The 26,111-nt window shown below is 71.8% G+C and carries 24 protein-coding genes; 14 read left to right on the top strand and 10 right to left on the bottom strand.

Features of this window, described 5'->3' with window-relative positions:
• Positions 1-139: 139 nt before the first annotated feature.
• The 4 genes from pheS to ABZ490_RS27115 all read left to right on the top strand — a co-directional run bounded on the left by pheS (position 140) and on the right by ABZ490_RS27115 (position 6,363).
• Positions 140-1,261: a phenylalanine--tRNA ligase subunit alpha gene (gene pheS, locus ABZ490_RS27130; RefSeq protein ID WP_358995000.1), complete on the top strand. Its 1,122-nt coding sequence runs from the start codon at positions 140-142 to the stop codon at positions 1,259-1,261.
• The gene (pheT, locus tag ABZ490_RS27125; RefSeq protein ID WP_358994997.1) at positions 1,261-3,774 is read left to right on the top strand and encodes a phenylalanine--tRNA ligase subunit beta; all 2,514 of its coding nucleotides are present in this window, start codon (positions 1,261-1,263) and stop codon (positions 3,772-3,774) included. Before pheS ends, pheT begins: the two co-directional genes overlap by 1 nt.
• Before the next feature lie 645 nt (positions 3,775-4,419).
• The gene (locus ABZ490_RS27120; protein WP_358994994.1) at positions 4,420-5,760 is read left to right on the top strand and encodes a transcriptional regulator; all 1,341 of its coding nucleotides are present in this window, start codon (positions 4,420-4,422) and stop codon (positions 5,758-5,760) included.
• A 66-nt stretch (positions 5,761-5,826) separates the two neighbouring features.
• Complete coding sequence (locus ABZ490_RS27115) at positions 5,827-6,363, top strand: NUDIX hydrolase (RefSeq protein WP_358994991.1); 537 nt, start codon at positions 5,827-5,829, stop codon at positions 6,361-6,363.
• Between the two features lie 6 nt (positions 6,364-6,369).
• On the opposite strand, the gene ABZ490_RS27110 is transcribed toward ABZ490_RS27115, so the two are convergent.
• Both ABZ490_RS27110 and ABZ490_RS27105 read right to left on the bottom strand, forming a co-directional pair.
• Entirely contained in the window at positions 6,370-6,627 is a 258-nt protein-coding gene (locus ABZ490_RS27110; RefSeq protein WP_067250344.1) for a hypothetical protein, read from the bottom strand.
• Positions 6,628-6,845: 218 nt separating this feature from the next.
• Positions 6,846-7,703 (bottom strand): 3-hydroxybutyryl-CoA dehydrogenase, encoded by an 858-nt coding sequence (locus ABZ490_RS27105; RefSeq protein ID WP_358994986.1) that lies wholly within the window; start codon positions 7,701-7,703, stop codon positions 6,846-6,848.
• A 172-nt stretch (positions 7,704-7,875) separates the two neighbouring features.
• Here ABZ490_RS27105 and ABZ490_RS27100 point away from each other — a divergent pair, with 172 nt between their 5' ends.
• Positions 7,876-9,132, top strand: coding sequence for a family 10 glycosylhydrolase (locus tag ABZ490_RS27100; protein ID WP_358994983.1), 1,257 nt, complete (start codon positions 7,876-7,878; stop codon positions 9,130-9,132).
• A 1-nt stretch (position 9,133) separates the two neighbouring features.
• On the opposite strand, the gene ABZ490_RS27095 is transcribed toward ABZ490_RS27100, so the two are convergent.
• Positions 9,134-9,337, bottom strand: coding sequence for a DUF1918 domain-containing protein (locus ABZ490_RS27095; RefSeq protein ID WP_340382228.1), 204 nt, complete (start codon positions 9,335-9,337; stop codon positions 9,134-9,136).
• 109 nt (positions 9,338-9,446) lie between these two features.
• A complete protein-coding gene (locus ABZ490_RS27090) occupies positions 9,447-10,361 on the bottom strand; it encodes a DMT family transporter (RefSeq protein WP_358994980.1) in 915 nt (304 codons plus the stop codon).
• Here ABZ490_RS27090 and ABZ490_RS27085 point away from each other — a divergent pair.
• From ABZ490_RS27085 to ABZ490_RS27075, 3 genes are all read left to right on the top strand, one after another.
• The gene (locus ABZ490_RS27085) at positions 10,360-11,811 is read left to right on the top strand and encodes a PLP-dependent aminotransferase family protein (RefSeq protein ID WP_358994977.1); all 1,452 of its coding nucleotides are present in this window, start codon (positions 10,360-10,362) and stop codon (positions 11,809-11,811) included. The genes ABZ490_RS27090 and ABZ490_RS27085 overlap by 2 nt on opposite strands.
• A gap of 27 nt (positions 11,812-11,838) precedes the next feature.
• Positions 11,839-12,291 (top strand): GNAT family N-acetyltransferase, encoded by a 453-nt coding sequence (locus tag ABZ490_RS27080; RefSeq protein WP_358994974.1) that lies wholly within the window; start codon positions 11,839-11,841, stop codon positions 12,289-12,291.
• A gap of 143 nt (positions 12,292-12,434) precedes the next feature.
• Positions 12,435-13,028, top strand: coding sequence for a histidine phosphatase family protein (locus ABZ490_RS27075; RefSeq protein WP_358994971.1), 594 nt, complete (start codon positions 12,435-12,437; stop codon positions 13,026-13,028).
• On the opposite strand, the gene ABZ490_RS27070 is transcribed toward ABZ490_RS27075, so the two are convergent.
• Together ABZ490_RS27070 and ABZ490_RS27065 are read right to left on the bottom strand one after the other, a co-directional pair.
• Positions 13,010-13,453: a DUF6314 family protein gene (locus ABZ490_RS27070; RefSeq protein WP_358995167.1), complete on the bottom strand. Its 444-nt coding sequence runs from the start codon at positions 13,451-13,453 to the stop codon at positions 13,010-13,012. The genes ABZ490_RS27075 and ABZ490_RS27070 overlap by 19 nt on opposite strands.
• Positions 13,454-13,458: 5 nt before the next feature.
• Positions 13,459-13,707 carry a hypothetical protein gene (locus tag ABZ490_RS27065; RefSeq protein ID WP_358994968.1) on the bottom strand — a complete coding sequence of 83 codons (249 nt, stop codon included), beginning with the start codon at positions 13,705-13,707 and terminating at the stop codon, positions 13,459-13,461.
• Between the two features lie 157 nt (positions 13,708-13,864).
• On the opposite strand from ABZ490_RS27065, the gene ABZ490_RS27060 reads away from it, so the two are divergent.
• The gene (locus tag ABZ490_RS27060) at positions 13,865-16,354 is read left to right on the top strand and encodes an alpha-L-arabinofuranosidase C-terminal domain-containing protein (RefSeq protein WP_358994965.1); all 2,490 of its coding nucleotides are present in this window, start codon (positions 13,865-13,867) and stop codon (positions 16,352-16,354) included.
• A 45-nt stretch (positions 16,355-16,399) separates the two neighbouring features.
• Here ABZ490_RS27060 and ABZ490_RS27055 read toward each other — a convergent pair whose 3' ends face one another.
• A complete protein-coding gene (locus tag ABZ490_RS27055) occupies positions 16,400-17,614 on the bottom strand; it encodes an SMI1/KNR4 family protein (RefSeq protein WP_358994962.1) in 1,215 nt (404 codons plus the stop codon).
• A 139-nt stretch (positions 17,615-17,753) separates the two neighbouring features.
• Here ABZ490_RS27055 and argC point away from each other — a divergent pair, with 139 nt between their 5' ends.
• Genes argC through ABZ490_RS27030 form a run of 5 tightly spaced genes read left to right on the top strand, consistent with a single transcriptional unit; the run spans position 17,754 to position 22,584 of the window.
• The gene (gene argC / locus ABZ490_RS27050; RefSeq protein WP_358994959.1) at positions 17,754-18,782 is read left to right on the top strand and encodes an N-acetyl-gamma-glutamyl-phosphate reductase; all 1,029 of its coding nucleotides are present in this window, start codon (positions 17,754-17,756) and stop codon (positions 18,780-18,782) included.
• On the top strand, positions 18,779-19,930 hold the full coding sequence (argJ, locus tag ABZ490_RS27045) for a bifunctional glutamate N-acetyltransferase/amino-acid acetyltransferase ArgJ (protein ID WP_358994956.1): 1,152 nt from the start codon (positions 18,779-18,781) through the stop codon (positions 19,928-19,930). Before argC ends, argJ begins: the two co-directional genes overlap by 4 nt.
• Entirely contained in the window at positions 19,927-20,841 is a 915-nt protein-coding gene (gene argB / locus ABZ490_RS27040) for an acetylglutamate kinase (protein ID WP_358994953.1), read from the top strand. The genes argJ and argB overlap by 4 nt, the downstream gene beginning before the upstream one ends.
• The gene (locus ABZ490_RS27035) at positions 20,838-22,031 is read left to right on the top strand and encodes an acetylornithine transaminase (RefSeq protein WP_358994950.1); all 1,194 of its coding nucleotides are present in this window, start codon (positions 20,838-20,840) and stop codon (positions 22,029-22,031) included. The genes argB and ABZ490_RS27035 overlap by 4 nt, the downstream gene beginning before the upstream one ends.
• 7 nt (positions 22,032-22,038) lie before the next feature.
• On the top strand, positions 22,039-22,584 hold the full coding sequence (locus ABZ490_RS27030) for an arginine repressor (RefSeq protein WP_358994948.1): 546 nt from the start codon (positions 22,039-22,041) through the stop codon (positions 22,582-22,584).
• Positions 22,585-22,666: 82 nt separating this feature from the next.
• Here ABZ490_RS27030 and ABZ490_RS27025 read toward each other — a convergent pair whose 3' ends face one another.
• The 3 genes from ABZ490_RS27025 to ABZ490_RS27015 are packed head-to-tail and all read right to left on the bottom strand — an operon-like array spanning position 22,667 to position 26,044.
• Positions 22,667-23,470, bottom strand: coding sequence for an FAD:protein FMN transferase (locus ABZ490_RS27025; protein WP_358994945.1), 804 nt, complete (start codon positions 23,468-23,470; stop codon positions 22,667-22,669).
• Positions 23,463-24,602: an FMN-binding protein gene (locus tag ABZ490_RS27020; protein WP_358994942.1), complete on the bottom strand. Its 1,140-nt coding sequence runs from the start codon at positions 24,600-24,602 to the stop codon at positions 23,463-23,465. Before ABZ490_RS27020 ends, ABZ490_RS27025 begins: the two co-directional genes overlap by 8 nt.
• Positions 24,603-24,661: 59 nt before the next feature.
• Positions 24,662-26,044, bottom strand: a complete 1,383-nt coding sequence (locus tag ABZ490_RS27015) for a ferredoxin reductase family protein (RefSeq protein WP_358994939.1) — start codon at positions 26,042-26,044, stop codon at positions 24,662-24,664.
• Positions 26,045-26,111: the final 67 nt, after the last annotated feature.

Raw genomic sequence — 26,111 nt, 5'->3', positions numbered from 1 at the left:
GGCTCTTCGTTCACCTCCACCCCGTTAGACTCGGCCTTTGGCACCTTTGTGTCCCGGAAACCATGACGCACTGGCCAAGAGCACTGTCCATGAGCCGGTGACGGGGACCATCCGCCAGCAATCGGAAGCACGGGAAGAGATGTCGGCACCGAATAAGTCGTACGACCCTGTCGAGGTCGAGGCGTTGAAACCGGAAGAGATCGAGCGCATGCGGGACGAGGCGCTCGCCGCCTTCGCCGCCGCGGACTCCCTCGACGCGCTCCAGGAGGCCAAGGTCGCCCACACCGGCGGCACCTCCCCGCTGGCGCTCGCCAACCGCGAGATCGGCGCGCTGCCCCCGCACGCCAAGGCAGCCGCCGGCAAGGTGGTCGGCCAGGCCCGCGGCGCGGTGAACAAGGCCCTCGCCGGCCGCCAGGAGGAACTGGAGGCCGAGCGGGACGCCCGCGTGCTGGTCGAGGAGGCGGTGGACGTCACCCTGCCGTACGACCGCGTACCGGCCGGCGCCCGCCACCCGCTCACCACGCTCTCGGAGCGCATCGAGGACATCTTCGTGGCCATGGGCTACGAGGTCGCCGAGGGCCCGCAGGCCGAGGCCGAGTGGTTCAACTTCGACGCCCTCAACATCGGCCCCGACCACCCGGCGCGCGGCGAGGCCGACACGTTCTTCGTGCAGGGCCCGGACGGCGGCACCGAGTCCGGGGTCGTACTGCGCACCCACACCTCGCCCGTGCAGATCCGCTCGCTGCTCTCGCGCGAGCTGCCGGTCTACGTGATCTGCCCCGGCGTCGTCTACCGCACCGACGAGCTGGACGCCACGCACACCCCGGTGTTCCGCCAGGTTGAGCTGCTCGCCGTGGACGAGGGCCTGACCATGGCCGACCTCAAGGGCACCATGGACCACATGGTCCAGTCGCTGTTCGGCGAGGGCATCAAGACCCGGCTGCGGCCCAACTTCTTCCCGTTCACCGAGCCGTCCGCCGAGATGGACATGGTGTGCTACGTCTGCCGCGGCGAGTCCGTCGGCAACCCCGACCGCCCCTGCCGCACCTGCTCCTCCGAGGGCTGGATCGAGCTCGGCGGCTGCGGCATGGTCAACCCCAAGGTGCTCACCGCCTGTGGCGTCGACCCCGAGAAGTACAGCGGCTTCGCCTTCGGATTCGGCATCGAACGGCTGCTGATGTTCCGCCACAACGTCGAAGACATGCGAGACATGGTCGAGGGTGACATCCGGTTCACCCGGCCGTTCGGGATGGAGATCTGATGCGGGTCCCGCTTTCCTGGCTGCGGGAGTACGTCGACCTCCCCGCCACCGAGACCGGCCGTGACGTACAGGCCAAGCTGGTGTCCGCCGGCCTCGAGGTCGAGACCGTCGAGCAGCTCGGCGCCGACCTCAAGGGCCCCCTCGTCGTCGGTCAGGTGCTGACCATCGAGGAGCTGGAGGGCTTCAAGAAGCCGATCCGCTTCTGCACCGTCGACGTCGGCACCGCCAACGGCACGGGCGAGCCCCAGGAGATCGTCTGCGGCGCCCGCAACTTCGCCGCCGGCGACAAGGTCGTCGTCGTCCTCCCGGGCGCCGTCCTGCCCGGCGGCTTCGCCATCGCCGCCCGCAAGACGTACGGCAGGACCTCGCACGGCATGATCTGCTCCAGCGACGAGCTGGGCATGGGCGACGACGGCACCAAGGGCATCATCGTGCTGCCCCCGGAGACCGAGGTCGGCAAGGACGCCATCGAGCTGCTGGAGCTGGTCGACGAGGTCCTCGACATCGCCGTCACCGCCAACCGCGGCGACTGCCTGTCGATCCGCGGCGTGGCCCGCGAGGCCGCCATCGCCTACGGTCTGCCGCTGCGCGACCCGGCCCTGATCGACGTACCGGCCCCGAACGCCTTCGGCTACCCCGTGCGGGTCTCCGAGCCGCTCGGCTGCGACCGCTTCACCGCCCGCACCGTCACCGGTCTGAGCCCCGAGGCGCGCTCCCCGATCTGGCTGAAGCGCCGGATCCAGAAGGTCGGCATGCGCCCGATCTCGCTCGCCGTCGACGTCACCAACTACGTGATGATGGAGCTGGGCCAGCCGCTGCACGCCTACGACCGCGCGCTGGTCCAGGGCACCATCGGGGTCCGCCGGGCCGCGGAGGGCGAGCGGATCGTCACCCTCGACGGCGTCACCCGGAAGCTGCACGCCGAGGACCTGGTCATCACCGACGACCGCGGCCCGATCGGCCTCGCGGGCGTCATGGGCGGCGCCGACACCGAGATCGCCGACCACGACGACACCGAGCAGTCCACCGGCGACGTCGTGATCGAGGCCGCCCACTTCGACGCGGTGTCCATCGCGCGCACGGCCCGCCGTCACAAGCTGTCCTCCGAGGCCTCGCGCCGCTTCGAGCGCGGCGTCGACCCGGCCGCCGCGGCCGCCGCCGCCCAGCGCACCGTCGACCTGCTGGTGCTGCTCGCGGGCGGTACGGCCGACGCGGGCGTCACCGAGGTCGTCACCCCGTCCGGCCCGCACACGATCAGCGTGCCGGCCGACCACCCCGACAAGGTCGCCGGTGTCGGCTACGGCCGGGAGACCGTCGTACGCCGCCTCCAGGAGATCGGCTGCGACGTGTACGGGCAGGACGAGCTGATCGTCACCGTCCCGTCCTGGCGGCCCGACCTCACCGAGATCAACGACCTGGCGGAGGAGGTCATCCGCCTGGAGGGCTACGAGAACCTGCCCTCCACGCTGCCCAAGCCCCCCTCGGGCCGCGGCCTCACCCACCGCCAGCGCCTGCACCGCCGCGTCGGCCGCGCCCTGGCCGGCGCCGGTTACGTCGAGGCCCCGAACTACCCCTTCATCGGCGAGGGCGTCTTCGACCAGCTCGGCCTAGCCGCCGACGACCCGGCCCGCCGTGTCGTCAGGCTCACCAACCCGCTCAACGACGAGGAGCCCGCGCTCCGCACGTCGATGCTGCCGGGCCTCCTGGGCGCCCTGCGGCGCAACGTCGGCCGGGGCGGCCACGACCTCGCGCTGTTCGAGACCGGCCTGGTCTTCCACCCGCGCGAGGGCGCCGGCGTCGCCGGTCACCTCCCGGTCGACCGCCGCCCGAGCGACGAGGAACTCGCGGCGCTCGACGCCGTCCTCCCCGAGCAGCCGCGCCATGTCGCCGCCGTCCTCACGGGCGCCCGCGAGCAGGCCGGCTGGTGGGGCAAGGGCCGTCCGGCCGACTGGGCCGACGCGGTCGAGGCGGGGCGCGCGGTCGCCCGCGAGGCCGGTGCCGACCTGATCGTGCGCAGCGGCCAGTACGGGCCGTGGCACCCCGGTCGCTGCGCCGAGTTCGTGGTCGTCGCCGACGGCGCCGAGCGGGTCGTCGGGCACGCGGGCGAGCTGCACCCCCGGGTGCTGAAGGCGCTGGGCCTGCCCTCGCGCACCTGTGCGATGGAGCTGAACCTCGACGTTCTGGAGGCGGTCGGCGACGACACCCCGCAGGCGCCGAGCATCTCCACGTTCCCCGTGGCCACGCAGGACGTCGCCCTCGTGGTCGACTCCTTCGTCCCGCACGCGGACGTCGAGGCGGCGCTGCGCGAGGGGGCGGGTGAACTGCTCGAGGGGATCCGGCTGTTCGACGTGTACGTCAACGACGAGCAGCTGGGGGACGGGAAGAAGTCGCTCGCCTACGCGTTGCGCTTCCGGGCGGGGGACCGGACGCTGACGGTGGACGAGGCTTCGGCCGCTCGGGACGCCGCGGTTGCCCTTGCGGGGGAGCGGACGGGGGCGGTCCTGCGGGGCTGACGTCGTGCGCCGGGTGCGGGTGGGTTGTGGCTTGTCGCGCAGTTCCCCGCGCCCCTGAAAGAACGTCACTCATCCGAGTGGCAATGTGAGGTGACTGGTCCTTCTGGGCCATCCCCTCGACAGAATCGGACCGGCCTTTCGGGGTCGGTCCGATGTGCTGTGCGGCCTGGGACGGGGGGCCAACGACCATGTTCGGCATCAGGTAGGCCGTTGGCCTGGGGCGCCCTGGCGATCGCGTACAAGCTGAGCTGTCCGCCGGCCCGGCAGGACGGGCTCGGCGCCAGGATCGCCACGTGCGCCGTGTTCTTCGCGGTCGGCACCGGGCTCGTCCTCCAGGTCAGGCGGGCCCTGCTGCGCGAGCTGAAGCAGGTCGGCGGGCAGATCCCACGACGACATGGCCCTGCTGGCCCTGCGCAGCGAACGGCTGACGCCGCACACCGCTCCCGACCCCGCCCCGCAACGCCGGACCGCCGCTTATTGAGGGGGAGCCGACGGCCCGGCGAACCTCTTGCGAGGCATCCCAGTCAACCGGGCGGAAACTCTCCGCGACAGCGCGCACACAGCACGGATACGCGCATTCCGTTCACACCCCGTGTGAAGACGCACCCACTACTCTGGCCGCACCGAGGTACCGGGGGGCACCCAATGCAGCCCAACACTCTGCTCGACGCGATCCTGGACGAGGCGGGCATCTCGCACGCGGGCCTCGCCGCCCACGTCAACCAGGCCGGCCGGGCACGCGGACTCGCCCTGCGCTACGAGCACACGGCGGTCGCCCGATGGCTGAAGGGACAGCGGCCGCGCGGCCAGGTGCCCGATCTGATCTGCGAGGTCCTCGCGGTCAGGCTGCACCGGCCGGTCACCCTCGACGACATCGACCTCGGTGTGCCGGGTGAGCCGTCCGCCCCGCACGGCACCTCCCTGTCCGGCTTCGTCGAGCGGGCCACCGCCCTGTGGCGCTCCGACGAACAGCAGCGCCCCCATCTCCTCGGCGCCCCCGCCGTGACCGGGACGCCCGCCGTGATGCCGGTCTGGGAGTGGGAGAACCCGCCCGAGGACGTCGACGTCTCCCGGGGCGGCCGGCACCGCGTCACCTCCGCCGACCTCGAGATGCTGCGGGCCGCCCGCACCCACTACGAGCAGATGTACCGCAAGGCGGGCGGCATCGCGACCCGCAGCCGTATCGTCGGCTTCCTCAACGCCGAGGCCGCGCCCCTGCTGCGCGGCAGCTACACCGACGAGACGGGGCGTCAACTGCACCGGGCGACCGGCGGGTTGGTGGCCGTCGCCGGGATCTGCGCCTATGACTCCGACGCGCACGGCCTCGCCCAGCGCTACTTCCACCAGGCCCTCAGACTGGCCAAGGCCAGTGGGGACCGGGGACTCGGCGCGTACGTCATCGCGCTCCTCGTCAACCAGTCGCTGTACATGCGGGAGTACCGGCAGGCCGTGGCCTTCGCGGAGGCCGCGCTGCGTGCCGCGGGCAGGCACATCACGCCCGCCCTGTCCTCCGATCTGTACGCGATGCAGGCCAAGGCGTACGCCCACCTCGGCGACGGTACGAGCGCGCTGTCGTGCATCCGGCGGGCGGAGACGGCCGCCGATCGCATCCGGCGGGGCGTCGAGCCCGACGAGACCGGCTATGTCCAGCCGGGTCTGGTCAATGTGCAGGTGGCGGAGGCGCTGCTCAGCCTCGGCGAGGTCGCCGCGGCCGCCGAACACGCCCGGGCCGCCGTCGGCACGCCCGCGCACGACCGCGGCCGGGTGCACCGGCTCGCCATGCTCAGCACGATCGAACTGCGCCAGGGCCATGCCGACCAGGCCGTGGTCACCGCCGTCCAGATGGCCGAACAGGCCCGGGGAATGGAGTCCCAGCGGCTGCGCGACAGACTCCGGGCGGTGCGCGAACACCTGGTCCGCAGCGGCTGTTCGGGCACCGCCGAGGCGGCCGAACTCATCGACGGAGCACTGCGCGTACCGCTCTAGAGCTCCGGGGCGCTCCACAGTCCCTGCTGCGATATTGCCACTCACCCGACGGAAGGTGGCAGAACCGTGCAGTGGACGAAACAGAACGAACAAACTGTGTATGAAAACCGCTGGTTCAGCGTCAACCTGGCCGATGTCGAGCTGCCGGACGGCCGGCACCTGGACCACTTCCTCATACGGCTGCGGCCCGTCGCCGTGGCCACGGTGGTCAACGAGGCGAACGAGGTCCTGCTCCTGTGGCGCCACCGCTTCATCACCGACAGCTGGGGCTGGGAACTCGCGGCCGGCGTCGTCGAGGACGGCGAGGACATCGCCCGCGCGGCCGCCAGGGAACTGGAGGAGGAGACCGGCTGGCGGCCGGGGCCCCTGCACCACCTCATGAGCGTGGAACCGTCCAACGGTCTCACCGACGCCGTGCACCACATCTACTGGTCGGACCGGGGCGAGTACGTGGGACACCCCGTGGACGACTTCGAGTCGGACCGGCGGGAGTGGGTCCCCCTGAAGGTCGTACCCGACCTGGTCGCCCGGGGGGAGGTCCCGGCCGCCAACATGGCGGCCGCGCTGATGCTGTTGCACCATCTCAGGCTGACGGGGGAGTAGCGGCGGCTAGCGGGCCAGCGCCTGCCAGAGCGTCACGACGAGGGCGCCCAGCGCGGTGAGCGCCGCGAGCGAGGGCAGCGGCCAGCGTGCGTGTTCCAGCGAGACCATACGGGTGTTCAGCTCGTCCAGTTCCTTGGCGGTCTCCTCGGCGCGATGGGTGATCAGGGCCAGCCCGCCCTCGACGCGGGCGTAGGCCACGTCCAGCCGGCGACGTAACTCTGCGAGTTCTCCATGGACGACGGGATGCTCGGGATCGGCGGTCACGTGTCCGCTCCTTTCCGTGGTCGGCTCACATCCCTGCATGAGCATGGTGAGTCAACCCCCCTGGTGGGCCGGTGGGGAGCGTGTGCGCGCGGCATATGCGGGCCCGCCGCGCACACGGTGTGTGAAACACGCGGGCCCGGCACTCCGTGGAGCGCCGGGCCCGTGCCGACCACGGTGGGTCACCGGGGTCAGTCAGTAGCTGTCGTCAGTAGCTGTCGTCAGTAGCTGTAGAACCCCGAGCCGGTCTTGCGGCCCAGCCGGCCCGCGTCCACCATGCGCGCCAGCAGCGGGGGAGCGGCGTACAGCGGCTCCTTGTACTCGTCGTACATCGACTGCGCGACCGAGGCGACGGTGTCCAGGCCGATCAGGTCGGACAGCTTCAGCGGGCCCATCGGGTGGGCGCAGCCCATCTCCATGCCGTTGTCGATGTCCTCGCGGCTGGCGATGCCCGTCTCGAACATCCGGATCGCGGACAGCAGATACGGGATCAGCAGCGCGTTGACGACGAAGCCGGACCGGTCCTGGGCGCGGATCGCGTGCTTGCCCAGCACCTTCTCCGCGAACAGCTGGGCCCGGCTCAGCGTGCCCTCGGAGGTGGTCAGGGCCGGGATCAGCTCGACCAGCTTCTGCACGGGGGCCGGGTTGAAGAAGTGGATGCCGACGACCTGGTCGGGGCGCGAGGTGGCGACCGCCAGCTTCACCAGCGGGATGGAGGAGGTGTTGGAGGCCAGGATGGCGTCCGGGCGGCTCACCACCTGGTCGAGGACCTGGAAGATCTCCGTCTTGACCTGCTCGTTCTCCACGACGGCCTCGATCACGAGGTCCCGGTCGGCGAACTCGCCGAGGTCCGTGGTGAAGCTCAGCCGCGCCTGCGTCGCGTCCCGCTCCTCCTCGGAGATCTTGCCGCGCTCGGCGGCCTTGGCCAGGGAGCCGAACAGCCGGGTCCGGCCGAACTCCAGGGCCTCGCCGGTGGTCTCGGCGACCTTGACGTCGAGTCCGGCGCGGGCGCACACCTCGGCGATGCCCGCCCCCATCTGGCCGCAGCCCACGACTCCGACGCGTTCGATGTCCGTCACATCGTCCCCTTCGCTGACTTTGCCTGTGACAGGTCTGCCGGGTCCCGGTCGGCCTGCTCCGATCGTGCACGTTACTAGCAAGTATCGATGATCGATCACCGGGGGCGGTGCATGCTGTCCGCGGAGACGATCCGTGACCGAGCGGATCCATGGCGTGACACAGGGATGTGCGATGGGGCGACTGAACCGGAGGGCGTTCGCGCTGGCGGCGCTGTCGGCGTTCACCACGACGGGCGCGGCGGGCTCGGCGGCCCCCGCTCCCGCAACGGATCCCGCACCGGGCGGAGCGGGGCGGGGCCGGGCGGCGGCCGAGATGCGCGGCATGTGGCTGGCCACGGTGGCGAACCGCGACTGGCCGTCGAAGCCGGGGCTGACGGCCGCACAACAGCGCAAGGAGCTGACCGACTGGCTGGACCTGGCGGTGCGCGACCGGCTCAACGCGGTGGTCTTCCAGGTCCGGCCCACGGCCGACGCGCTGTGGCCCTCCCCGTACGAGCCCTGGTCGCAGGTCCTCACCGGCACCCAGGGCAAGTCCCCGGGCTGGGACCCGCTCGGCACCGCCGTCACCGAGGCCCACGCCCGCGGCCTCGAACTGCACGCCTGGTTCAACCCGTACCGGGTCGCCACCCACGCCGACCGCTCCCGGCTGGTCGCCGCCCACCCGGTCCGCAAGCACCCGGACTGGGCGGTGGAGTACGGCGGCAAGCTCTACTACAACCCGGGCCTGCCGGCGGTCCGCGCCTTCGTCCAGGAGGCGATGCTGGACGCGGTGAAGAAGTACCCCGTCGACGCCGTCCACTTCGACGACTACTTCTACCCGTACCCGGTCGCGGGCCAGAGCTTCGACGACGACGAGGCGTACGACGCCTACGGCGGCGCGTTCACCACCCGGGCCGCCTGGCGCCGGGACAACGTCAACAAGCTGGTGCAGGAGATGGCCGCCCGGATCAAGGCCGCACGCCCGGGCACCCAGTTCGGCATCAGCCCGTTCGGGGTGTGGCGCAACGCCTCCACCGACTCACGCGGCTCGGACACCCGCGCCTTCCAGTCGTACGACGAGATCTACGCCGACAGCCGCACCTGGGTGAAGGAGGGCTGGCTCGACTACGTCGTCCCCCAGCTCTACTGGGAGATCGGCAACTCCGCCGCCGACTACGCCAAGCTCGTGCCCTGGTGGGCGGAGCTGGTCAAGGGCACCCGGACCCGGCTCTACCTCGGCGAGGGCCTGTACAAGGCGGGCGCCTCGGGGCAGCCCGCCGCCTGGTCGGCCAAGGCAGAGCTGAGCAGGCACCTCACGCTGGCCAAGAAGTACCCGCAGGCGCGCGGGCACGTCTTCTTCGCCGCCAAGGACGTAAGGACGGACGGGATCGGGGCGATGGCGCGGGTGGTCGCCGACCACTACGGGCAGTCGGCGAAGCCCCCGCGCTGATCTACCGCCGTTCCTCGGACGTGGTCCGGTGACGGATCTCGGTGTCGGGGCCGGGTGAGCACACGCCCACGTGCCCGTCGGTGAAGCGGACGCGGAACGGCGGGTTGCCGTCCTGGCCCAGTACTTCGACGATCTCGCCGACCTTGTCGTGTTGGCCGACCACCCTGCCGTGCTGGACAAACTGGTCGCCCGCGGTTGCACGCATCTGCGGGGCCTCCTCGCCGTGTGGACTCGCCGTGTGGAAGGGAGCAGTGGTCCGTGGTGTCGATTCCCGTGGCTGCCGCCCGGCTCGCGCCGGGGTGACGTGCCGCGCCCTAGCTCCGCGTCCGCTGGGTGACGGCGATGCAGACCAGTACCGCCGCCGCGGTCAGCGGTGCGGCGGGCGTGAGGTGTTCGCCCAGCAGCAGCACCGACCACACCAGTGTGAGCAGCGGCTGCGCCAACTGCAACTGGCTGGCCTTCGGGATGCCGATGGCCGCCATGCCCCGGTACCAGACGACCAGGCCGAGGAACTGCGAGCCGGCCGCCACCCACACCAGCCCGGCCACGCTGTGCGCGGTCGCGGTGACGGGCTCGTGGGCCAGCGCGAGGGCGGCGGCGGGCACCCCGAGCGGCAGACAGAGGACCAGCGCCCAGCCGATCACCTGCCAGCCCGGCATCACCCGGGCCAGCCGGCCGCCCTCGGTGTAGCCGGCCGCGCAGACCAGCAGCGCCCCGAACACATAGAGATCGGCGCCGGTCAGCGCCCCGCCGCTCTGCTGCACGGTGAACGCCACCACCGCGGCGGCCCCCGCGAGCGCCGCCGACCAGAAGGTGCGCGAGGGCCGGATGCCCATGCGCAGGGCGGACAGCAGCGCGGTGGTCAGCGGCAGCAGGCCGACGACGACGGCGGCGTGCGCGGTGGTGGAGGTCCGCAGCGCGAGGGTGGTCAGGAGCGGGAAACCGACCACCACCCCGCCGGCGACCACCGCGAGTCCCGCCCAGTGCCGCCGCTCGGGCACCGGTATCCGCAGCGCCAGCAGACACCCGCCCGCGACCACCGCGGCCAGCACACTGCGCACTGCCACCAGCGACCAGGGACCGAAGCCCTCCAGTCCCCAGGCGGTGGCGGGGAAGGTGAGGGAGAAGGCGACGACCCCGAGGGCCGCCTGGAGGGTGCCGGAACCGCGGGCGGGCGGAGTGCTGACCGCTATCGTGGGCGATGCGATAGCGCTACTCTGTGTCTTCATGCAAGAGCGTAGCAGTGTGGGTGAACTGGCGGATCGCCTGCGAAGGGAGCTGGACCGCTACTCTCCCGGTGGAAAGCTCCCCTCCAGCCGGGCCCTGGTCGAACGGTTCCGGGTGAGCCCGGTGACCGTCTCGCGGGCGCTCGCCCAACTGGCCGCCGAGGGACTGGTGGTGACCCGCCCCGGGGCCGGCGCCTTCCGGGCCGGGCCCCGCCCCGCGACCGCGCCGGCCGGGGACACCTCCTGGCAGGAGGTCGCCCTCAGCGCCGACGGCGCCGCCGACCGCGTCCCGCGCTCGGTCGACGCCACCGGCGTCACCGTCTCCCTGGCCGTCCCGCCGCCCGGTGTGGTCGAGTTCAACGGCGGCTATCTGCACCCCTCGCTGCAACCCGAACGCGCCATGTCCGAGGCGCTCGCCCGCGCCGGACGCCGGCCCGGCGCCTGGGGACGGCCCCCGATGGAGGGCCTGCCCGAGCTGCGGGAGTGGTTCGCCCGCACCATCGGCGGAAGCATCGGCGCGGCCGAGGTGCTGGTCAGCGCCGGCGGTCAGGCGGCGCTCACCACCGCCCTGCGCGCCCTCACCCCGCCCGGCGCCCCGGTCCTCGTCGAGTCCCCGACCTATCCCGGCATGCTCGCCATCGCCCGCTCGGCGGGCCTGCGCCCGGTCCCCGTCCCGGTCGACGCCGACGGGGTGAGACCCGACCTGCTCGCCGACGCCTTCCGGGCCACCGGCGCCCGGGTGTTCGTCTGCCAGCCGCTCTTCCAGAACCCGACCGGTGCCGTCCTCGCCCCCGCCCGGCGCGGCGAGGTGCTGCGCATCGCCCGCGAGGCGGGCGCCTTCGTCGTCGAGGACGACTTCGTACGGCGGCTCGCCCACGAGGACGCGGGGCCCCTGCCGCGCCCGCTCGCCGCCGACGACCCCGACGGAGTCGTCGTCCACGTCGGCTCGCTCACCAAGGCGACCTCGCCCAGCTTCCGGGTGTGTGCCCTCGCCGCGCGCGGACCGGCGCTGGAGCGGCTGCGCGCGATCCAGGTCGTCGACACCTTCTTCGTGCCCCGCCCGCTCCAGGAGGCGGCCCTGGAACTCGTCGGCTCGCCCGCCTGGCCGCGCCATCTGCGGACCGTCGCCGCCGAACTCCGCACCCGCCGGGACGCGATGACCTCCGCGCTCCGGCTGCGCCTGCCCGAACTCGCCCTCCCGCACATCCCGTCCGGCGGCTACCACCTGTGGCTCCGGCTGCCCGACGGCATCGAGGAGACCGTGTTCACGGCCGCCGCCCTGCGCGCCGGTGTCGCCCTGACCCCCGGCCGCCCGTACTTCAGCGCCGAACCCCCGGCCGCCCACGTCCGGCTCAGCTTCGCGGCCGTCGCGGGCACGGAGGAGATCGCGGAAGGCGTACGACGGCTGCGCGTGGCCTGCGACGAGGCGTTCCCGGCAAATCGTTCGACATGACGCGCCGCCCGCTGTGAGGATCCGGCCATGAACGCCGTCACACCCCTCGCCGAGGGCTACGAGATCTCCGCCGACCCCGCCCGCATCGACGCCGGACGCGTCCACCGCTGGCTGTCCACCGACGCGTACTGGGCGCTCGGGCGCGAGCGCGAGAAGCAGGACCGGGCGATCGCCGGGTCGCTGAACTTCGGGGTCTACGACTCCGCCTCCGGCGAGCAGGTCGCCTACGCGCGCGTGGTGACCGACCTCGCGACCTTCGCCTGGCTGTGCGACGTGTACGTGGACCCGGCGGCGCGCGGCAAGGGCATCGGGACCTCGCTCGTCGCCGCCGTACGCGATCACCTGCTGCCGCACGGGCTGCGCCGGATCCTGCTCGCCACGCACGACGCCCACGGGGTGTACGAGAAGGTCGGCTTCGAGGCGCTGGAGGAGCCGGACCGGTGGATGGCGCTGATCTTCGCGAGGCTCGGAGTGGCGTGAGGCCCGCGCGAGGCTGGCTGAGACCTGGGTGCGGCTCGTTTTCGCAGGACTTGTCCGGCACTTCCTGACTCGCCGGTAAGAATTCCGGTGCCCGTCGCCCGGCGCCCCTTGACCTGCTCAGTTGGTCGGCTCACCATCACCGCATGCCACTTCGGGTGACGTTCGTCGCAGCCGCGCGCAGCTCGCCCCTGCTCGCGGAGCGCTTCGAGGACGACCGGCCGCTGGACCAGGCGGGCTGGGACGAGGTGCAGCGGGTGGTCCCCGACCTCCTGCCCCTCGCCGCCGCCGAGCTGCGCTACTGCTCGCCCACGCCGAGCAGCCGGATCACCGGTGACGCCCTCGGCTATGCCCCGCTCGTGCAGCTCGCCCTGCGTGACTGCGCCATGGGCCGCTGGCGGGGCCTGACCCTGGGGGAGGCGATGGCCCGTGAGCCGGCCGCCGTGGACGCCTGGCTGGCCGACCCGCTGGCCACCCCGCACGGCGGCGAGTCCCTGCTGGACTTCATCACCCGGGTGGGTGACTGGCTCGACACCCGGCCGCTCGGGGACGGCGACCGGATCGTGGCGGTCGCCGAGCCCGGCGTGATCCGCGCGGCGGTGGTGTACGCGCTCAAGGCGCCGCCGTCGACGTACTGGAACATCGATGTGCGCCCCCTGTCGACGACCACCGTCACCGGCCGGGGCGGGCGCTGGAACCTGCGTCTGGAAGGGGCGTCGGTTCAGCCCACGCGTGCGTAGTCCGTGGTGAGCAGCAGATCCTTGGCGGGGCCGCCGACGCGCCACACCGTGCGCCAGTGGTCCGCGTCCCGGACGGTGAACTCGCCCCGGTAGAGGTCCGCGGCACACGGGTGGCCGGCGGTGTGCCGGCCGGTCCTCAGGTCCAGGTCGTGGAAGGGCCGGCCGTCGGCGAAGCGGACGTCCGCCGTGCCCGGCACCAGCCCGGGCAGGAAGCGCAGGGTGCGCTCGGCGGGCCGGTCGACCCCCTGCCAGGTGAACGTGCCGGACTCCTCGTGCAGCAGACCCCCGCCGTCCAGCGGGCTGAACAGGGTGGTGCCCCGGAAGCGGCCCCCGTCCCCGCTCGTCGGATCCCGCACCACGCGCTCCACCCGCCACCGCCCGGCGAGATGGGCGAGGACGTCCGGAACCGGCCGGAACACCTCCACCGCCGTCACCCCCTCCTCGGCCGGCGGCGCCATCCGTCGGGGGAGTCGGTGGGCGCCCTGCGGTCGGCCTGGGCCCGGATCTCGTAGTGCGAGGCGTGGCCGGTGGCGCGGAAGGCCTCCTCGTAGGCGGCCAGTGCCCCGCTCATACCGGCCCCGGCGCCGCCGCGCCGCCGGATCAGCCGTGCCGCCCAGGTGAGGAGCCCGAGAACGGCGGCGAAACCGCCGAGCACGACGAAGGGCACGAGTGCGTCCATGCCCCGACGATACGTGCACGCCCCATTGACGCGCTCATGCCCCGTCTCTATCTTGCCGTTCGAAGTGTTGACCAGTGTTCAGTATACCGAACAGCGACCCACCGAACAGCGACCCACCGAACAGCGACACACCGACCCCCAGAGCCGCGGAGCGTACATGCCACGCACCACCCGCAACCGTCTGAGACTCGCCCTCGGAGCAAGCGCTTTCCTCCTGGCCGTCGCCGGAGTCCCCGCCACCCCCGCCGGGGCCGCCGACACCACCGACTACACCCTCACCGTCGACCCCGCCGCCAAGGGCGCGAAGATCGACGACACGATGTACGGCGTCTTCTTCGAGGACATCAACCGGGCCGCCGACGGCGGTCTGTACGCCGAGCTGGTGCAGAACCGGTCCTTCGAGTACTCCACCGTCGACAACCGCTCGTACACCCCGCTGACCTCCTGGACGGTCTCCGGCTCGGCGAACGTCGTGAACGACGACGGCCGGCTCAACGACCGCAACCGCGCCTACCTCTCCCTGGGCGCCGGTTCGTCCGTGACGAACGCCGGTTACAACACCGGGGTCCGCGTCGAGGAAGGCAAGAAGTACGACTTCTCGGTGTGGGCCCGCGCCGCGGCCGGCACGGCACTGACGGTCTCCCTCCAGGACACCGACGGCACCCTCGCCACCGCCCGCCGGGTCGCCGTCCGCACCGGCGGCTGGGCCAGGTACAAGGCGACCTTCACCGCCACCCGCACCAGCAGCACCGGCCGGCTGACCGTGGCGTCCTCGGAGGCCGCCGCGCTCGACATGGTGTCGCTGTTCCCGCGCGACACCTACAAGCACGAGCCCAACGGCCTGCGCAAGGACCTCGCCGAGAAGATCGCCGCCCTGCACCCGGGCTTCGTCCGCTTCCCCGGCGGCTGTCTGGTCAACACCGGCTCCATGCAGGACTACAGCGAGGCCTCGGGCTGGCAGCGCGCCCGCTCCTACCAGTGGAAGGACACCGTCGGCCCGGTCGAGGAGCGGGCCACGAACTCCAACTTCTGGGGCTACAACCAGAGTTACGGCCTCGGCTACTACGAGTACTTCCGCCTCGCCGAGGACATCGGCGCGATGCCGCTGCCCGTCGTCCCGGCCCTGGTCACCGGCTGCGGCCAGAACAAGGCCGTCGTCGACGACGCCCTGCTCGAGCGGCACGTCCAGGACACCCTCGACCTCATCGAGTTCGCCAACGGCCCGGTGACCTCCACCTGGGGCAGGCTGCGCGCGAAGATGGGCCACCCGAAGCCCTTCCACCTCACCCACATCGAGGTCGGCAACGAGGAGAACCTCCCCGAGGAGTTCTTCGCCCGCTTCACGCAGTTCCGCACCGCGATCCAGGCCAAGTACCCCGGTATCACGGTGATCTCCAACTCCGGCCCGGACGACGCCGGTTCCACCTTCGACAAGGCCTGGCAGCTCAACAAGGACGCCCAGGTCGACATGGTCGACGAGCACTACTACAACAGCCCCCAGTGGTTCCTGCAGAACAACGACCGCTACGACTCCTACGACCGCAGCGGCCCCAAGGTCTTCCTCGGTGAGTACGCCTCGTGGGGCAACGCCTTCAAGAACGGCCTCGCCGAAGCCGCCTTCATGACCGGCCTGGAACGCAACGCGGACGTCGTGAAACTCGCCTCCTACGCCCCGCTGTTCGCCAACGAGGACTACGTCCAGTGGAGCCCGGACATGGTGTGGTTCAACAACCACGCCTCCTGGAACTCCGCCAACTACGAGGTCCAGAAGCTGTTCATGACCAACGTCGGCGACCGCGTCGTCCCCTCCACGGCCACCGGCACCCCCTCCCTTCAGGGCCCGATCAGCGGCGCCGTCGGTCTGTCGACGTGGGCGACGACGGCCGCGTACGACGAGGTGAAGGTCACGGACGCCGACGGGGCCACGCTCCTGAGCGACGACTTCTCCGGTGACGCCGCGCAGTGGAACCACACCGGCGGCGGCAGCTGGACCCTCCAGGACGGCCAGTACGTCCAGACCGACGTGGCCGCCGAGAACACCATGGTCTCCGCCGGTGACGTGAACTGGCACGACTACGACCTGCATGTGAAGGCCACCAAGAAGTCCGGCAAGGAGGGCTTCCTCGTCGCCTTCGGCGTCAAGGACACCGGCAACTACTACTGGTGGAACCTCGGCGGCTGGAACAACACCACCACCGCCGTCGAGCAGGCCGTGGACGGCGGCAAGTCCACCCTGATCTCCAAGGCCGGGACCATCGAGACGGGCCGCGCCTACGACGTCGACATCAAGGTGCGCGGCCGCCAGGTCACCCTCTACCTGGACGGTCAGGAGTGGGGCAGCTTCACCGACGACAAGCCGGCCGAGCCGTTCCGTCAGGTCGTCACCAAGGACAAGCGGACCGGCGACCTGATCGTCAAGGTCGTCAACGCCCAGTCCGCCGACGCCCGTACGGCCATCGACCTCGGCGGCGCGAAGGTCTCCGCCAAGGCCCGGGTGACGACCCTGACCGCCGCCCCGAACGCCGTCAACACGGAGACGGCGACCCCGGTCGCCCCGGTGACGTCCACCTTCACCGGCGTCGCCGACCGGTTCACGTACACCTTCCCGGCGAACTCGATCACCTTCCTGAGGATCAGGCAGAGGTAGCCGGCCCGGGCGCGTGCGGCCGGTCCGTCCGGCCGCACCCGCCCCTCAGCCGCCGTCGGGGGCGCCGTCGAGGGCGTCGTCGTCCCAGGGGTCGAACCGCGCGAACTCGACCGGATCGTCCTCCTCGTCCGGCCTGCACAGTCCGGGCCCGCCGAGCCTGCCGCGCTGCCAGGCCAGCAGGGTGTCGATCAGCCCCCGCTCCAGCGGTGGCCCCTGGTCCGCGTGGCGCGGCCAGAACACCAGCGGCCAGGCGTCCGGGTCCTCGCCCTCGGTCAGCCAGCCCAGATGGTCCCCGTCGATGGAGTCGGCGAACGGCAGGAAGCCGCCCTGGGCGGGGAAGGTCGCCAGCGGATACAGCTCCGCGTAGCCGCCCCGCAGCGACTCGTACGCCTCCAGGACCTCGTCGACGTACGCAGTGAAGCGCGGTGCTCTCGTGCGCAGCGGCGCGGGGAAGCGCAGCCAGCCGCTCCAGGTGCCGCAGCCGTATGCCTCCATGACCTGCGTGTACTCGCCCGGGAGCCGGACGCCGAGCCGCTCGGCGAGCTGGTCCCAGGTGCCGTCGCCGAGGTGCGGACGGGCGGGCGGCGGGGTGAGCAGGCGCAGGGCGTCGAGTCCCGTGCCCGTCTCCAGGGCCCGCACGCGGTCGGCCGCGGTGAGGCGGGGCTCGACGGGGGCGGGCGGGGTCCACGGTCCGGCGCCGGGCAGGAAGGCGGTACGGGCGACGGTGCCCGGCAGCGGGCCCGGCAGCGGGCCGGGCGGGGAGGGGAGTTCCCAGGTGTCGCGGACGGTGTGCCGCAGATACGCGGTGAGGGTGAGGTCGTAGCGGTGCCAGGGGAGCAGCCCGCTGCCCGGGACGCCGTCCGTGTGCCGCACGACGACCGTCCACGCGTCGGGGTCGTCCGAGACCGAGGTGTCCCAGAAGAGGTCGTCGGTGCCGCGGCTGCATCCCCAGGCGAGCAGTCCGCCGGGCTCCGGGTGGACGGCGAACCGTTCCTCCCGCGGCAGGTCCCGCAGGGAGATCCGGGCGTCCCGGTGCGTCCGGGCGAGCCAGGTGCCGTAGTCGAACCGCTCGTCGGCGCACGGCACGTGGATCCACAGGTACTGCCCGAAGTCCAGCGGCCCGTGGCGGTCGGCGAGCCGCTTGTAGTCGGCGGGCAGCCGGGTGCCGAGCCACTCCTCCACGGCCGCCCAGTCGACGGGGACCGGTACGGGCGGGCGCCGCGCGTCCGGTGCGGTGAAGTCGGCCAGATCGTCGAGCACTGAGTCCTCCGCCTCCCGGGCATGATCACGGAGTGACCGATTCTGTCATCGACGGGGCACGGGCCCCTGTACGGATCACGCATGGATTGCATAAAAGTGCAGCGAAACGTATAGTCATGCCATCAAGGAGGAGGAGTCCATGGCGGTACGTGCGGCAGTGGCCGGAGCGAGCGGGTATGCGGGCGGCGAAGTGCTGCGCCTGCTCCTCGCGCACCCCGAGGTCGAGATCGGCGCCCTGACCGGCAATTCCAACGCGGGCCAGAAACTGGGCGGACTCCAGCCGCATCTGCTGCCGCTGGCCGACCGGGTCCTCCAGGAGACCACCGCCGAGGTCCTCGCCGGACACGATGTCGTCTTCCTCGCCCTCCCGCACGGGCAGTCCGCCGCCGTCGCCGAACAGCTCGGCCCGGACGTCCTCGTCGTCGACATGGGCGCCGACTTCCGGCTCGCCGACGCGGCCGACTGGGAGAGGTTCTACGGCTCCCCGCACGCCGGGACCTGGCCCTACGGCCTCCCCGAACTGCCGGGCGGCCGCGCCGCGCTGGAGGGGTCCAGGCGCATCGCGGTCCCCGGTTGCTACCCCACGGCCGTCTCGCTCGCGCTCTTCCCGGCCTACGCCGCCGGCATCGCCGAGAACGAGGCCGTGATCGTCGCCGCCTCCGGCACCTCCGGCGCGGGCAAGGCGCCCAAGACGCATCTGCTGGGCTCCGAGGTGATGGGCTCCATGTCGCCGTACGGCGTCGGCGGCGGCCACCGGCACACCCCCGAGATCGTGCAGAACCTCAGCGCGGCGGCGGGCGAGCGGATCTCCGTCTCCTTCACCCCCACCCTCGCGCCGATGTCCCGCGGCATCCTCGCCACGTGCAGCGCCAAGGCGAAGCCCGGCGTCACCGCCGAGGCCGTCCGCGCCGCCTACGAGAAGGCCCTCGCCGACGAGCCCTTCGTGCATCTGCTGCCCGAGGGACAGTGGCCCGCCACGGCGTCCGTCCACGGTTCCAACGCCGTTCAGATCCAGGTCGCGTACGACGGGACCGCGGGCCGCATCATCGCGATCAGCGCCATCGACAACCTCACCAAGGGCACGGCCGGTGGTGCCGTCCAGAGCATGAACATCGCCCTCGGGTTCCACGAGAACACCGGGCTTTCCACGATCGGAGTCGCACCGTGAGTGTCACGGCAGCCAAGGGATTCACGGCGGCGGGCATCGCCGCCGGGATCAAGGAGAACGGCAACCCGGACCTGGCCCTCGTGGTCAACACCGGGCCGCGCCGCGCCGCCGCGGGCGTCTTCACCTCCAACCGTGTGAAGGCCGCGCCGGTCCTGTGGTCCGAGCAGGTGCTCAAGAGCGGTCGGCTCGCCGCCGTGGTCCTCAACTCCGGCGGAGCCAACGCCTGTACGGGACCCAAGGGCTTCCAGGACACCCACGCCACCGCCGAGAAGGCCGCCGACGTACTGGGCGTGGGCGCGGGCGAGGTCGCCGTCTGCTCCACCGGCCTCATCGGCGTCCTGCTCCCCATGGACAAGCTGCTGCCCGGCGTCGCGACCGCCGCCGCCCAGCTGTCCGAGCACGGCGGCGAGAAGGCCGCCATCGCCATCAAGACCACCGACACCGTCCACAAGACCTCCGTCGCCCAGGGCGCCGGCTGGACCGTCGGCGGCATGGCCAAGGGCGCGGGCATGCTCGCCCCCGGCCTCGCCACCATGCTCGTCGTCCTCACCACCGACGCCGACGCCGACAGCGAGACCCTGGACAAGGCGCTGCGCGCCGCCACCAAGGTCACCTTCGACCGCGTCGACTCCGACGGCTGCATGTCCACCAACGACACCGTGCTGCTGCTCGCCTCCGGCGCCTCCGGGGTCACCCCGGAGTACGAGGAGTTCGCCGCCGCCGTACGCGCCGTCTGCGACGACCTCGGCCAGCAGCTGATCCGCGACGCCGAGGGCGCCAGCAAGGACATCAAGGTCGAGGTCGTCAACGCGGCCTCCGAGGACGACGCCGTCGAGGTGGGCCGCTCCATCGCCCGCAACAACCTCCTCAAGTGCGCCATCCACGGCGAGGACCCCAACTGGGGCCGGGTCCTCTCCGCGATCGGCACCACCCAGGCCGCCTTCGAGGCCGATCGGCTCAACGTCGCCATCAACGGCGTCTGGGTCTGCAAGAACGGCGGCGTCGGCGAGGACCGCGACAAGGTCGACATGCGCTACCGCGAGGTGCACATCGTCGCCGACCTGGCCGCGGGCACCGAGACCGCCACCATCTGGACCAACGACCTCACCGCGGACTACGTCCACGAGAACAGCGCGTACTCCTCATGAGCAACGGACCCACGCGCAAGCACACCGCGCTCCCCAAGGCCCAGATCCTCATCGAGGCCCTGCCCTGGCTCACCCGGCACAACGGCAGGACCGTCGTCATCAAGTTCGGCGGCAACGCCATGGTGAACGAGGAGCTGAAGTCCGCGTTCGCCCAGGACGTCGTCTTCCTCCGCCACGCCGGCCTCAACGTCGTCGTCGTGCACGGCGGCGGCCCGCAGATCAGCGCCGCCCTCGACAGGCACGGCATCGTCAGCGAGTTCAAGGCGGGCCTGCGCGTCACCACCGAGGACGCCATGGACGTCGTACGGATGGTGCTCGCCGGACAGGTCCAGCGCGAGCTGGTCGGACTCCTCAACCAGCACGGACCCCTCGCCGTCGGTCTGACCGGCGAGGACGCGCACACCATCACCGCCACCAAGCACCGGCCCGAGATCGACGGCGAGCTCGTCGACATCGGGCGGGTGGGCGAGATCACCGCGATCGACACGGGCGCGATCGAGGCCCTGCTCGCCGACGGCCGGATCCCGGTCGTCTCCTCCATCGCCCGCTCCCAGGACGACGGACATGTCTACAACGTCAATGCTGATACGGCGGCTGCGGCACTCGCTGCGGCACTGGACGCGGAGACCCTCGTGGTCCTCACGGACGTGGAGGGCCTCTACGAGAACTGGCCCGAGTCCGACGAGGTGATCAGCCGCCTCACCGCCTCCCAGCTGGAGAAGCTGCTGCCGGACCTCAGCGCCGGAATGGTCCCCAAGATGGAGGGCTGTCTGCACGCCGTACGCAACGGGGTGCGCACCGCCCGGGTCATCGACGGGCGGGTCCAGCACTCGATCCTGCTGGAGATCTTCACCGACGAAGGAATCGGCACGATGGTCGTGCCCGACGAGCAGCAGGGGGAGTCCGCGTGAGCAACCAGGAACTGACCACCCGGTGGCAGGGCTCGCTCATGAACAACTACGGCACCCCGCGGCTGCCGTTGGTGCGCGGCGAGGGCGCCCGGCTGTGGGACGCCGACGGCACGGAGTACGTCGACTTCGTCGGCGGCATCGCGGTCAACGCGCTCGGCCACGCCCACCCGGCCGTCGTCGAGGCGGTCAGCCGGCAGATCGCCTCCCTCGGCCATGTGTCGAACCTGTTCATCGCCGAACCCCCCGTCGCCCTCGCCGAGCGGCTCCTGCAGCACTTCGGCCGGGACGGCAAGGTGTTCTTCTGCAACTCCGGCGCCGAGGCCAACGAGGGCGCCTTCAAGATCGGCCGGCTCACCGGGCGGCCCCACATGGTCGCCACCCACGGCGGCTTCCACGGCCGCACCATGGGCGCCCTCGCGCTCACCGGCCAGCCCGGCAAGCAGGAGCCGTTCCTGCCGCTGCCCGGCGACGTCACCCATGTCCCGTACGGCGACGCGCAGGCGCTGGCCGCCGCGGTCACCGAGGACACCGCCCTGGTGATCATCGAGCCGGTGCAGGGCGAGAACGGCGTCGTCGTGCCCCCGGCCGGCTATCTGAAGGCGGCACGGGCGATCACCGCGGCCACCGGCTCGCTCCTCGTCCTCGACGAGGTGCAGACCGGCATCGGCCGCACCGGGCAGTGGTTCGAGTACCAGGCCCACGAAGGCGTCCTGCCGGACGTCGTGACCCTGGCCAAGGGGCTCGGCGGCGGACTGCCGCTCGGCGCGACCGTCGCCTTCGGGCGGGCCGCGGAGCTGCTCCAGCCCGGCCACCACGGGACGACCTTCGGCGGCAACCCCGTCGCCTGCGCGGCCGGCCTCGCCGTCCTCGACACCATCGAGAACGAGGGGCTGCTGGAGAACGTCAAGCGGCAGAGCGAGAAGCTGCGGGGCGGAATCGAGGGTCTCGGCCACCCATTGATCGATTATGTCCGGGGCGCGGGGCTGCTCCTGGGTATCGTGCTCTCCGAGCCGCTCGCGCCCCAGGTGCAGCAGGCGGCTCAGGAGGCCGGATTCCTCGTGAACGCGCCCGCCCCCGACGTCGTCCGGCTGATGCCGCCGCTGAATCTCGGCGACGACGCGGTGGAGGCGTTCCTCGCGGCGCTGCCCGGCATCCTCGACACAGCCAGCGGGGACGGATCCGGGGAATGAGACGACGATGAGCCAGGCGCAGGACCACGAGCAGGCCGGGGCGAACGGGCCCGCCGTGCCGCAGACCCGCACCGCCCGCCACCGCCGGATCGTGGACATCCTCAACCGGCAGCCCGTGCGCTCGCAGAGCCAGTTGGCGAAGCTGCTCGCCGACGACGGGCTGAGCGTCACACAGGCGACGCTGTCGCGGGATCTGGACGAGCTGAACGCGGTGAAGATCCGCAACACCGACGGCGATCTCATCTACGCGGTGCCCAGCGAAGGGGGTTTCCGGACCCCGCGGGCACCGCTCGGGGGGTCGGCGAAGGAGGAGCGGATGCGGCGGCTGTCCCAGGAGCTGCTGATCTCCGCGGAGGCCTCCGCGAACCTCGTGGTCCTGCGTACCCCGCCGGGTGCGGCCCAGTTCCTCGCCTCCGCGATCGACCAGGCGGAGCTGCACGACATCCTGGGGACGATCGCCGGCGACGACACGCTGCTGCTCATCAGTCGGGAGCCGACGGGTGGGCAGGCGCTGGCGGACCACTTGCTGAGGCTGGCTCAGAACGGCCACTGAGGGGGGCGGTTGCGGGGATCGGCCGACAGCGGGTGGTGCGTGGCTGGTCGCGCGGTTCCCCGCGCCCCTGAAAAACCCTGGCTCAGCCCAGACGCCGGGCCAGTCCCCCCGTGCACCGCACCTCGTCGCCCGCCGTGATCAGCAGGGCCTCGACGTCCGGCAGGGACTCCAGCCAGGCCAGCGCCTCCCGTGAACCCATCGCGAACGCCGCCGTGGCCCAGCAGTCCGCCCAGGTGAGGCGGGGCGCGACCACCGTGACGGCGACCAGGTCGGTCACCGCGGACCGGCCCGTGCGCGGGTCGACGATATGCGCCCCCCGCTCGGCCGTCCCCGATGTCGCGACCGCCAGCTCGTCCGCCCCCGCCGCCGACACGACCGCGGCGAGACCACCGGGCCGCAACGGGTCGGACACGCCGACCCGCCAGGGCCGCTCCGGCCCGGGCACGCCCAGCAGCTGCACGTCCCCGCCGCCGTTGACGCTGACGCCACACACCCCGGGCACCCCGGAGATCAGCCGCGCCGCCCGCTCGGTGGCCCAGCCCTTCACGATCCCGGTCGGGTCGAGCCGGCCCTCGTAGCGCATGCTGAACCAGCCGTCGCTGGCCCGCTCCGCCTCGGCGCCCAGCTCCAGCACCTCGGCCACCTCGGGATCGCACTCCCCGACGGTCAGCTCACCGCGCGCCATCCGGGAGACCTGACTGTCCTCGCGGTAGGTGCTGAACACCTCGTTCACCCGGTGCAGCGAGCCCACGGCCTCGTCCAGCGCCGCGCGCACCGCCTGCGGTTCCCCGCCGCGGACGTCGAAGGAGAAGACGGTCCCCATGACCTCCTCCGCGTGACGCACCGCGGCGGGAGCTGCTGCCGACTCGGCCACGGTGTCAGTCACCGGCCTGGTCCAGCGCCGACTGCAGGGACTGCTTGTAGCCCTCGCTGGTGTAGGTGGCCCCGGAGACGGTGTCGATGTCGGCGCTGCCGGCCTTCACCGCGGCCTGGTTCAGCTTCGGGACGGAGAGCTCCGTCTTCTGCGTGCTGGTCCCGCCCGAGGGCGCCTGGACCGCCTCCGCCTTGGTGATCTTGCCGCCCGCGACGGTGATCCGGACCTGCACCGGACCGTACTGCGTCTGCGCCACCGTGCCGGTGAAGGTCCCGGAGGCCTGCGCCGCACCCGAGCCGGAGCCCGAACCGGAGCCGGAGCCCGAACCGGAGCCCGACCCCGAACCGGAGCCCGAGCCCGAGCCCGACGACGAACCCGCGCTCGACTTCGCCGCCTTGTCCAGCGCCGACTGGAGCGACTTCTTGTAGCCCTCGCTGGTGTAGGTCGCCCCGGAGACGGTGTCGATGTCCGCGCTGCCGGCCTTCACCGCGGCCTGGTTCAGCTTCGGGACGGAGAGTTCCGTCTTCTGCGTGCTGGTCCCGCCGGACGGCGCCTTGACGGCGTCCGCCTTGGTGATCTTGCCGTCGGCGAGCGTGATCTGCACCTGGACGTCGCCGTACTGGGTCTTCGTCACATCTCCGGTGAAGGTCCCGGAGGCCTGCACCGCGCCCGAGCCGGAGCCCTGGGAGGAACCCGCGCTCGCGTTCGCCTTGTCGATCGCCGACTGGAGGGACTTCTTGTAGCCCTCGCTGGTGTAGGTCGCGCCCGACACCGTGTCGATGTTCGGACTCTGCTTGGCGACGACGTCCGCGTTCAGCTTCGGGATCGCCAGCTCGGACTTCTGGGTACTGGTGCCCCCCGACGGCGCCTTGACGGCCTCCGCCTTGGTGATCTTGTTGTTGACGACGGTGATCCGGACCTGGACGTCGCCGTACTGGGTCTTGACGGCGTCACCGGTCATCGTGCCGGTCACGGGCGCCCCGGCCCCGCCCTGCGCGGCCTCCTGCGCCGCCGTTCCGCCGGCCCCCGCCGCCTGGGTGGACGTCGGGTCGGTCGCCGGCTTCAGCGACAGCAGCAGCACGATCCCGGACACGGTGGCGGCACTGGCCAGCACGACCCGCCGGAGAGGGTGGCTCTTCCTCATCTGCTCCTGAGCTCCTGATTCAAGTAGAAGGCCACGTCACGGGCCGGGAGTCGTGCCGCTCACATCTCGAACGACTCGTGATGGATACGGCGGGCCGGGACCCCGGCGCCGCGCAGTGCCTCGTACACGCCCTGGGCGAAGCCGTTCGGCCCGCACATGAACACGTCGTGGTCGTCGATGTCGGGGATCTTGCGCTGGAGGGACTCCGCCGAGATGTCGGGGCGCTCCCCGTCGGGGCTGTTGACGGCGTACATCAGCCGCGCCCCGCGCTCGTCGGCGATCTTCGCCAGCTCGTCCCACAGCGCCAGGTCCTGCGTGCTGTTGGCCCGGTAGAGGAGCGTGATGTCACCGGGCGCGCCCGGCAGTGTCTCGAACAGCGTCCGCATCGGCGTGATGCCCACACCGCCGGCGACCAGCAGCACCTTGCCGCGGCTGCGCCGGGAGGCGGTCATCGCGCCGTACGGGCCCTCGGCCCACACCTTGGTGCCGGGCCGCAGCTCGCGCAGCGCCGCGGTGTGGTCGCCGATCGCCTTGACCGTGATCCGCAGCAGCTCGGGGCGCGGGTTCGCCGACAGCGAGTACGGGTGGGAGCTGAACCGCATCCCCGGGGCGAGGAACCGCCACCGGAAGAACTGCCCCGCCTCCGCGCCGATCCGGTGCAGCTTGCGGCCGCCGATCAGGACGGACACGATGCCCGGCGTCTCCTCGATGACCGCCTCGACGTACATGCGGTGCCGCAGGTTCAGCCGGATCGGGGTGAGGATCCGGTACCAGACCACCAGCGCGGTGACCGAGCCGTACAGCCCGTACCAGACGGTCTTCGCGGCGGGCTCGACGGCGAACTCGTTGCCGGTGGTGAGCTGGTGCCAGAAGGTCAGGAACACCGCGGCGTACGTCATCAGATGGATGTGGTACCAGGTGTCGTACGGCATCTTCCGGCGGACCGGGCCGATCGACACCAGGCCGATGACCAGCAGCAGACCGGTGCCGATCGCCGCCTTGCCCATGTCGGGAAGCTGGTTGATGGAGTCCATCGTCTGCTGGACGATGTCACCGAGCGTCTTGCCGGCCTGGAGCGCGTACCCCCACATGATGAGGAACACGTGCGCGAAGGTCAGACACAGCGTGTACCGGCCGCTCATCGCGTGCCAGCGTGCCACCCGGTCCGAGCCCACCCGGCGCTCCAACGCCGGCACCCGGGCCATCTGGAGCACGACGAGCGCCATCAGATAGCCGGCGAGCAGACCGGTGATCCGCCCCGCGTTGAGAATCTTGCTGTCGTTGTCCGCGATGTTCGGCGTATTGCTCCACCACAGCCACAGCACGCCCGCCGCGCCCGCCCAGACGGCGAGCAGCAACGGAACGGCGGGGGATCGGCGCGGGCGGATGCGGCGCATCGTCTGGCGGCGGGCGGCGCGTCCGCCTGCGATCGTGGTGGTCACGGTTCCTCCGTGGGGACTTGACCCTGGCGCCCACAGATACGTGCCTCGACCGCTTTGTGTTCAGAGC

This window comes from Streptomyces sp. NPDC005811 (genome assembly GCF_040630405.1).
GTDB lineage: Bacteria > Actinomycetota > Actinomycetes > Streptomycetales > Streptomycetaceae > Streptomyces.
Note: the sequence above shows the minus strand (reverse complement) of the source record. Positions and strands in the feature narration are given on the sequence as shown.